General features: G+C 73.4%; 8 protein-coding genes. 2 read left to right on the forward strand and 6 right to left on the reverse strand.

Annotation, left to right across the window (positions count from 1 at the left end; translation table 11 throughout):
• Window positions 1-50 precede the first annotated feature (50 nt).
• Window positions 51-1,214 (forward strand): sensor histidine kinase, encoded by a 1,164-nt coding sequence (locus VFV89_RS23355; RefSeq protein WP_329708392.1) that lies wholly within the window; start codon window positions 51-53, stop codon window positions 1,212-1,214.
• The gene (locus VFV89_RS23360) at window positions 1,211-1,855 is read left to right on the forward strand and encodes a response regulator transcription factor (RefSeq protein WP_329708399.1); all 645 of its coding nucleotides are present in this window, start codon (window positions 1,211-1,213) and stop codon (window positions 1,853-1,855) included. Before VFV89_RS23355 ends, VFV89_RS23360 begins: the two co-directional genes overlap by 4 nt.
• A 30-nt stretch (window positions 1,856-1,885) precedes the next feature.
• Here VFV89_RS23360 and VFV89_RS23365 read toward each other — a convergent pair whose 3' ends face one another.
• The 6 genes from VFV89_RS23365 to VFV89_RS23390 form a co-directional block, all read right to left on the reverse strand.
• Window positions 1,886-2,665 carry a glucosamine-6-phosphate deaminase gene (locus tag VFV89_RS23365; protein WP_329708393.1) on the reverse strand — a complete coding sequence of 260 codons (780 nt, stop codon included), beginning with the start codon at window positions 2,663-2,665 and terminating at the stop codon, window positions 1,886-1,888.
• Window positions 2,666-2,675: 10 nt separating this feature from the next.
• Complete coding sequence (locus VFV89_RS23370) at window positions 2,676-3,575, reverse strand: ROK family protein (protein ID WP_329708394.1); 900 nt, start codon at window positions 3,573-3,575, stop codon at window positions 2,676-2,678.
• Window positions 3,572-4,969 (reverse strand): glycoside hydrolase family 3 N-terminal domain-containing protein, encoded by a 1,398-nt coding sequence (locus tag VFV89_RS23375; protein ID WP_329708395.1) that lies wholly within the window; start codon window positions 4,967-4,969, stop codon window positions 3,572-3,574. Before VFV89_RS23375 ends, VFV89_RS23370 begins: the two co-directional genes overlap by 4 nt.
• Before the next feature lie 8 nt (window positions 4,970-4,977).
• Complete coding sequence (locus tag VFV89_RS23380; protein WP_329708396.1) at window positions 4,978-5,817, reverse strand: carbohydrate ABC transporter permease; 840 nt, start codon at window positions 5,815-5,817, stop codon at window positions 4,978-4,980.
• A gap of 3 nt (window positions 5,818-5,820) precedes the next feature.
• Window positions 5,821-6,780: a sugar ABC transporter permease gene (locus VFV89_RS23385; protein ID WP_329708397.1), complete on the reverse strand. Its 960-nt coding sequence runs from the start codon at window positions 6,778-6,780 to the stop codon at window positions 5,821-5,823.
• A 150-nt stretch (window positions 6,781-6,930) separates the two neighbouring features.
• Window positions 6,931-8,021: extracellular solute-binding protein (locus VFV89_RS23390; RefSeq protein ID WP_329708398.1), on the reverse strand; the 1,091-nt coding region annotated here is incomplete at its 5' end.

Below are 8,021 nucleotides of genomic sequence, written 5' to 3' on the forward strand. Positions count from 1 at the left end.
TAGCGCGTGCGCTACCCCATCTGCGCCCGAGGCCACCTAGCCTCGACGTCATGGACGCGTGGTCGGCCCTGCGCGGGCACCCGGCGCGCTTCCTCCGCTCGCGCTGGCCGTGGCGGTCGCTGGCCTACCTGCTCACGAGCCTCCTGGTCGGCATCCCGCTCGTCGTCCTGCTGCTCGCGCTGGTCCGCCAGCTCGGCACTCTCGAACGCCGGCGGCTGGGGCTCGTCCAGTCCCGCCCCGCCTCGGCCCTCACCAGGCGCGAGCGCCGGCAGGCGCGGCGGCGGCTGCCGATGTCGTGGCCCGAGGTCGGCTATGCCTTCCTGTTGGCCGTCGTGCTGTTCCCGCTGGACTTCCTGGTGCTGGTCTTCCTGGTGACCGTGCCCGTCACGCTGGTGCTCGCTCCGGTCCTGGCCGAGACCGGCGACCTGGTGATGCTCGGCTGGCACGTCGACCCGGGCTCAGAGGCGTGGCTGGCGGCCCTGGTCGGTGTCGCGCTCTGCGTGGTCGCGGCGTACGCCCTCACGCTGGCCGCCGTCGCGCAGGGGGCCCTGGCGCGGCTGCTGCTGGACCCGCGCGAGGCGCAGCTGGTCGCGGAGGTCGCGAACCTGCGCCGGTCGCGGGTCGACCTGGTCGACGCCTTCGAGACCGAGCGGCGCCGGATCGAGCGGGACCTGCACGACGGGGTGCAGCAACGGCTGGTGGCGCTCACCATGACCCTGGGCCGGGCCGAGCTCGACGTGCCGGACGGCCCCGGTCTGGTCGCGGTCCAGGACGCGCACCGGCAGGCGGAGGAGGCGCTGGCCGACCTGCGCAGCACGATCCGCGGCATCCACCCGCGGGTGCTGGTCGACCACGGGCTGGCCGCCGCGGTGCACGAGCTGGCCGACCGCTCCCCCGTGCCGGTGTCGGTCGACATCACGCTGGCCGAGCGGCTGCCGGCACCGGTCGAGCAGGCGGCGTACTTCGTGGTCAGCGAGGCGCTCACCAACGTGGCCCGGCACTCCCGGGCGCGCCGGGCCGGCGTGCACGGCTGGGTGCGGGACTCGACATTCGTCCTCACCGTCGACGACGACGGCGTCGGAGGGGCCACGGCCGCCGGGGCCGGCACCGGGCTGGCGGGGCTGGCCGTCCGGCTGGACGCGCTCGGTGGCACGCTGCGGGTGACCAGCCCGCCCGGCGGGCCGACGGAGGTGAGGATGGAGTGCCCGGTCTGAGGATCGTCCTCGCCGAGGACGCGGCGCTGCTCCGCGAGGGGCTGGTCGGCATCCTCGAGCGGGCCGGCCACGAGGTCGTGGCGGCGGTCGAGGACGCGGATGCGCTGCTGGCCTTCACCGCGCGGCACCAGCCGGACCTGGTCGTCACCGACATCCGGATGCCACCGACGCACACCGACGAGGGGCTGCGCGCGGCCGCCCGGATCCGTGCCGAGCACCCGGCCATCGCGATCATGGTGCTCTCGGCGTACGTCGCGGAGGCCTACGTCCCCGAGCTGCTCGAGGCGACAGCCGGCTCCGCCGGGATCGGCTACCTGCTCAAGGACCGGGTCGGACACGTCCGCGAGTTCCTCGCCTCGGTGGACCGGGTGGCAGCCGGCGAGACCGTGGTCGACCCCGAGGTGGTCCGCCAGCTGCTCGGTCGGCGCCGCGCCGACGGCCCGCTCGGCTCGCTCACCGACCGCGAGCGCGAGGTGCTGGCGCTGATGGCCGAGGGTCGCACCAACGGCTCGATCGCGGAGGAGCTGGTGGTCAGCGAGGCCGCGGTCCGCAAGCACGTCGGCAACATCTTCGCCAAGCTCGACCTCGATCCTGCGTCCGACCGCCGGGTCTCCGCGGTGCTCGCCTACCTGAGGGGCTGACCTCGGGGGCCGGATTCCCCGGCCGGGCGGCTACAGCCCCTGCCAGTCCGGCTTCGCGGCGTAGACCTCGCGGTAGTGGTCGAGCCGGGCGAGGCCGGCGGCGGCGTCGGGGTCGAGGAGCACCGTGGCGTGCGGATGCAGCTGGAGGATCGAGGCCGGGCAGGAGGCGGTGAGAGGGCCCTCGACCGCCGCGGCGACAGCGTCGGCCTTGCCGCTGCCGGTGGCGATGAACAGCAGGTGGCGGGCGCGCAGGATGGTGCCGAGCCCCTGCGTGAGCACGTGGCGGGGGACGTCGTCCACGGAGCCGAAGAAGCGCGCGTTGTCCCGCCGGGTGGTCTCGGTGAGGGTCTTGATCCGGGTGGCCGAGGCGAGCGAGGAGCCGGGCTCGTTGAACGCGAGGTGCCCGTCCGAGCCGATGCCGAGCACCTGCAGGTCGACCCCGCCGGCGTCGAGCAGCGCCTGCTCGTAGGACGCGCCTGCGGTCGCCGGGTCGGTCGGGTCCGGACCGTGCACGCGCTCGGCCGCGATGCCGAGGTCGTCGGTCAGCTCACGGGCGATGGTGGCGCGGTAGGACTGCGGGTGGCCGGCCGGGAGACCGACGTACTCGTCGAGGAGGAAGGCCCGCACCTCGCCGTACGACGGGCCGGTGCCGGCCCGGTGCCGAGCGACGAGCTCGGCGTACGTCGGGACCGGCGTGGACCCCGTGGCCACCCCGAGCACGCACGCCGGCCGGCTGCGGACGAGCGCCTCGATCGTGTCGGCGGCCAGCGCCGCCACCGCGTCGGCCGAGGAGAGGGGGACTACTTCCATGGCCGTTCCATCATTGACGACCCAACAGGGCCGCTCCGATCGCCGCAACCGGCTGGTCGACGGGCACGACCCTGATCCGGGCGGCGAGGTCGAGCGAGGCCAGGAACGGCGACGTCGCGGCCTGGGCGCGCAGCGCGTCCGACACCGCCTCCACCAGCGGCGGACCGAGGTGGGCCACGCCACCCCCGAGCACGATCGTGGCCGGGTCGACCGACAGGCAGAGGGTGCGAACGGCGTCGGCCACGCCGGCCGCGAACCGGCCGCGCACCTCGACGGCCCGCGCGTCCCCCGCGGCTGCGGCCGCGAAGAGCGCCTGGGCGGGGGGGACCTCGCCCGACGGCCAGGCCTCCTCCAGCGCGCGGCCGGACGCGACGGTCTCCAGGCAGCCGCGCTGGCCGCACTGGCAGACCGCGCCGTGAGGGTCGATGGGGACGTGGCCGATCTCGCCGGCCGCACCGGTCGCGCCCCGGCGGAGCACACCGTCGAGCACGAGGCCCGCGGCGAGGCCGGTGCCGATCGAGAGGTAGACGAGGTCCTGGATCCCGCTGAGCGCCACCGCACCGAGCGTGGCGACGTTGACGTCGTTCTCGACCGCGACGCGCACCCCGAGCCGGGCCTCGAGCTCGGCCCGCAGCGGCACCCAGTCGCCGTCGACGCCGAGGTTCACCGCGTGCTTGACCGCCCCGCGCTCGACGTCGACCAGCCCCGGGATGCCGAGGCCGACCGAGGTGGCCGGGGCACCGTCGGTGGCGGCGCCGAGGTGGGCCACCACGAGCTCGACGGTCCGAACCACGCCGTCGGGTCCGGGCTCGGTCGCCTCCCGGACCTGCTCCAGCACCCGGCCGTCGGCGTCGACCAGCACGCCGAGAGTCTTCGTGGCCCCGATGTCGAGGCCGATGGTGCCGGTCACTGGTTCAAGCCTGCCTTCCTGAGTACGTCGGCCACCGCCACCGCGCCGGGGCGGGACCAGCCGCGTGCGTGGATGGTCGGCAGGTCGTCGGTGCGCCGGTCGGCCGGCCAGCCCCACTCGACCACGACGGAGCCGGCCGGGGCGCCGGCCAGGGTGGCGAGCACGTCGGGCTGCCGGTGCGCGTCGCGGACCTGGAGGACCAGCGGCCCGGGCGGCAGGTCGGTGGTGCCCGGCGCGAGGACGTGGTCGGCGGGCAGCCCCCAGGACGTCTGGCCGACGGCGATGTTGGGGCGCGAGTCGACGCGGACCACCCGCGCTCCCGCGAGCGAGGGCAGCGCGCCGGCGACGGTCACGGCGCGTGCAGCGCCTGCTGCCAGGGCTTCGGAGAATGCTCGACTGTCGAGCTCTTCGTGAACCGAGGTGACGGCCAGTGCGGACACGGCCTTGGCGGCGTCGTCCAGTCGCTCCTCGGAGAGACGGCCCGAGCGCACCGCCTCGACCAGCGCGCACTGGAGCTCGCGCACCTGCTCGACGGAGTTGTCGGCGCCGATGCACAGCAGGTCCGCGCCCGCGGCGACCGCGAGCACCGCCGCCTCCGGGATCCCGCGGGTCGCGGAGGCGCCGGCCATGTCGAGGGCGTCGCTGACGACGACGCCCCGGAACCCGAGCCGGCCGCGGAGCAGCCCCACCACCGGCGCGCTCAGCGTCGCCGGGAGCTCGGGGTCGAAGGCCCGCACGACGATGTGCGAGGTCATCACCGCCGCCGTACCGGCCTCGACGGCGGCCGCGAAGGGCACCAGCTCCCGCTCGGCCAGCGTCGCCAGGCCGGCGTCGAGCGCCGGCAGGGCGAGATGGCTGTCCTCGCCGGTGTCCCCGTGGCCCGGGAAGTGCTTGGCGCAGGCGGCGACCCCCGCGGACTGCAGGCCGATCGTCCAGGCCGCCACGTGCGCGGCCACGGCGGGCGCCGACGAGCCGAAGCTGCGGGTGCCGATGACCGGGTTGTCCGGGTTGGAGTTGACGTCGGCGACCGGCCCCAGGTCGAGGTTGATGCCCACCGCCGCGAGCTCGAGGCCGATCGCGCGGCCCACCGACCGGGTCAGCGCGAGGTCGTCGGCCTCGCCGAGGGCCAGCGGCCCGAGCACCGGGCTGCCGTCGGTGACGTGCAGCCGGGTGACGTCGCCGCCCTCCTCGTCGATCGCGATGACGGCACCGGGCGAGACCGAGCGCACCGCGGCGGTGTACGCCGCCAGCGCGTCCGGCCCGTCCGCGGTGTTGGACCCGAACAGGCACAGCCCGCCCAGCCCCTCCTCCAGCAGCGGCTCGACCTCGGCGGGCAGCCTCGTGCCGGCGAACGACGGCAGCAGGACGCGCAGGGCGGTGGACTCCAGCGTCATGAGGGGCGTCACCCCTTCACCGCCCCGGAGGTGAGCCCGGAGACCATGCGGCCCTGCACCAGGAGGAAGAACACGATCACCGGGATGGCGATCAGCGTGGAGCCGGCCATCACGCCGCCCCAGTCGATGCCGCGGTTGACGTCGAGGAAGCCGGCCAGCCACACCGGCAGCGTCTTCTTGTCCTCGCGCGTCATCACGACGACCGCGAGGGTGAACTCGTTCCACGCCTGGATGAAGCCGAAGACGCCGGTCGCGACCAGCCCGGGCGCCAGCAATGGGAAGGTCACCTTGCGGAAGGCCTGGAGCCGCGAGCAGCCGTCGATCATCGCGGCCTCCTCGAGCTCGTAGGGCACCCCGGCCACGAAGCCGCGCAGCGTCCAGACCGTGAACGGGAGCACGGTGGCGACGTAGACCAGGGTGAGCCCGGCGACCGTGTTGAGGAGATGGAACCCCTCCAGCATCTTGTACTGGCTGATGAACAGCCCCTCGACCGGGATCATCTGGATCAGCAGCAGGGCGACGATGAACCCCATGCGGCCCGGGAAGCGGAACCTCGTCACCGCGAGCGCCGCGAAGAACGCGAAGACCAGGGAGATGGCGACCGTCGCGACCGTCACGCCGAGGCTCATCCAGAGCGCGTCGAAGAACCGCCCCCCGGAGAGCACCCGGCGGTAGTTGTCGAGCGAGCCGCCCAGCGGGAGCCAGGTCGGGTCCGGCGCGATGATCTCGCGGCGCGGCAGGAGCGAGGTGTTGACCATCCAGTACACCGGGAACGTGCAGAGCAGGAAGATCACCAGTCCGGCCAGGTTGGCGCCGATCCGGGCCGATCGCGCGGGTGGTCGCGGCATGGGTCAGTCCTCCTCGGCCCGGAGCATGGTGACGACGTACGGCGCGGTCAGGATCACGGTGAGCGCGAGCATGAACATCGCGACCGCGGCCGCCGTACCGAAGTCGCCGCCGCCGATCCCGAGCCGGTAGATGTAGGTGCCGAGCAGGTTGGTGTCGCGAGTGACGCCGCCGGCCTGCTGGAGCACGTAGATCTGGGTGAAGACGCGCAGGTCCCAGATGATCTGCAGCAGCCCCATGATCAGCAGGACCGGGCGGATCGCGGGGAGTACGACGTGGCGCAGCCGCTGCCAGGCGCCGGCGCCGTCGAGCTCGGCGGCCTCGGTGAGGTCCTCGCTGACCTGGGTGAGCGCGGCGTAGCCGGTGAAGGCCACGAACGGGACGCTCATCCAGACCACGATCACCGTGGCGACGAAGAAGAACGACAGTGGCTCCAGCAGCCACGCGTGTCCCTCGTAGTCGGCGCCCAGGCGGGTCAGCGTCCAGTTGACGACGCCGTACTGGGTGTCGAAGAGCCACTGCCACACCGTCAGCGAGGCCACGACCGGCATCGCCCAGGCCAGGAGCAGCCCGGCCTGCACCAGGACCCGGACCGGACCCGACATCAGCCGCATCAGGAGCGCTACGGCCATGCCCAGCACCATTGTCACGGCCGCGTTGACCAGGCAGAAGACGATGGTGCGGACCAGCACCTTCCACAGGTAGCTGTCGGTGACCAGGGCCTCGTAGTTGTCGAGGCCGACGAAGTCGGCCGGGCGGCCGAACTGCTGGGCCAGGCCGTACTCGTGGAAGGAGAGCACCACCTGGCGCACCAGCGGGTAGCCGAGCGAGAGCGCGAGCAGGAACGCCGCCGGGAGCGCGAGCGCGTACGGCAGCCCGCCGGCGCCGCGGCTCCGGGGCGGCCGCTCGGCGGGGACCCCGATGTCCGGGGGCGCGGTGGTCGGTGCGCTGGTCGTCGTACTCACCCCCTCCTCCTCTCGAGCCTGTTGCGTCCTGCACTGCCCGGGGTCCGATCATCGTCGGGCATGGAGCGGCCGGGGCGGCGTCGGTTCCACCGGGACGCCGCCCCGGCCGATCTGTGTCGTGCAGTGACGGAGCTGCAGCGACGTCGTGGCTCAGCCCTGGCTGAGCTGCTCGGTGATCTTCTCGTCGGCGGCCTTGGCCAGCTCCTCGACGTCGCCGCCCTTGGCGATGTCGACGAACAGGTCCTCGAGCACCCGCGAACCCTCCACCGTGGCCCAGCCCGGCGCGGCCGGGGTGAGCTTGGCGTTGGACGCCGCCGCGATCGTGGCCTGGGCGAACTCGTCGGTGCCCAGCTCGCTGGACAGCGACTCCTTTGCCGGGGTGAGCCCGGCCGCGGCCAGGAGCTTCTGGTAGTCGTCGCTGAGCATCAGGCCGACGACGTCCCTGGCGAGGTCCTGGTTCTTCGACTTGGCCGAGATCGCGATGTCCGAGCCGCCGAGCAGCACCGGAGCCGGCTGGCCGTCGGTACCCGGGAGGGCGAAGACGCCGACGTTGGCCATCATGTCCGGGCAGCCGGAGTCGGGGTCCTCGATGAGCCCCTTCACCCAGCCGGGAGTCGACATCATGCCGACCTCGCCGGCACAGAACGGGGTCTGCGGGTTCTCCTCGTTGCCGTCCTTGGCCGCACCGGACGCCTGCTCCATCAAGGTCTGGACGGTCTCGAGCCCGGCGACCGACTCGGGCGCCGAGAGGTGTCCCTGCCACTCCCCGCCGTCCTCGACCGCGAGGTCACCACCGGCGTCCCAGACGAAGGCCACGCCGTTGCGCCAGTCCTGGCCGGGGAACCAGAAGCCGGAGAAGTTGGCCGGCTCGCGGTTGGCCTCCTTGAGGGCGATGGCGTCCTGGACGAACTCGTCCATGGTCGTCGGGACCGACAGGCCCGCCTTCTCGAAGAGGTCCTTGCGGTAGAAGATGTACTTCGAGCCCGCGTAGTACGGGACGGCGTACGTCTTGCCGTCCACCGTCGCGCCCTCGACGAAGCCCGGCAGCAGGTCGTCGCCGCCGAGGTCGTCGAGCTCGTCGGTCAGGTCGGAGAACGCGCCCGCCGAGGTGAACGTCGGCGCCTGGGTGTTGCCGATCTCGACGACGTCGGGCGTCTCGGACTCGCTGGACAGCGAGGTGGTGAGGCGCTCCACCAGGCCCTCCCACTGCTGCTCCTCGATCGTCAGGGTCGAGCCCGGGT

It is taken from the genome of Nocardioides sp. (genome assembly GCF_036274455.1).
Lineage (GTDB): Bacteria > Actinomycetota > Actinomycetes > Propionibacteriales > Nocardioidaceae > Nocardioides.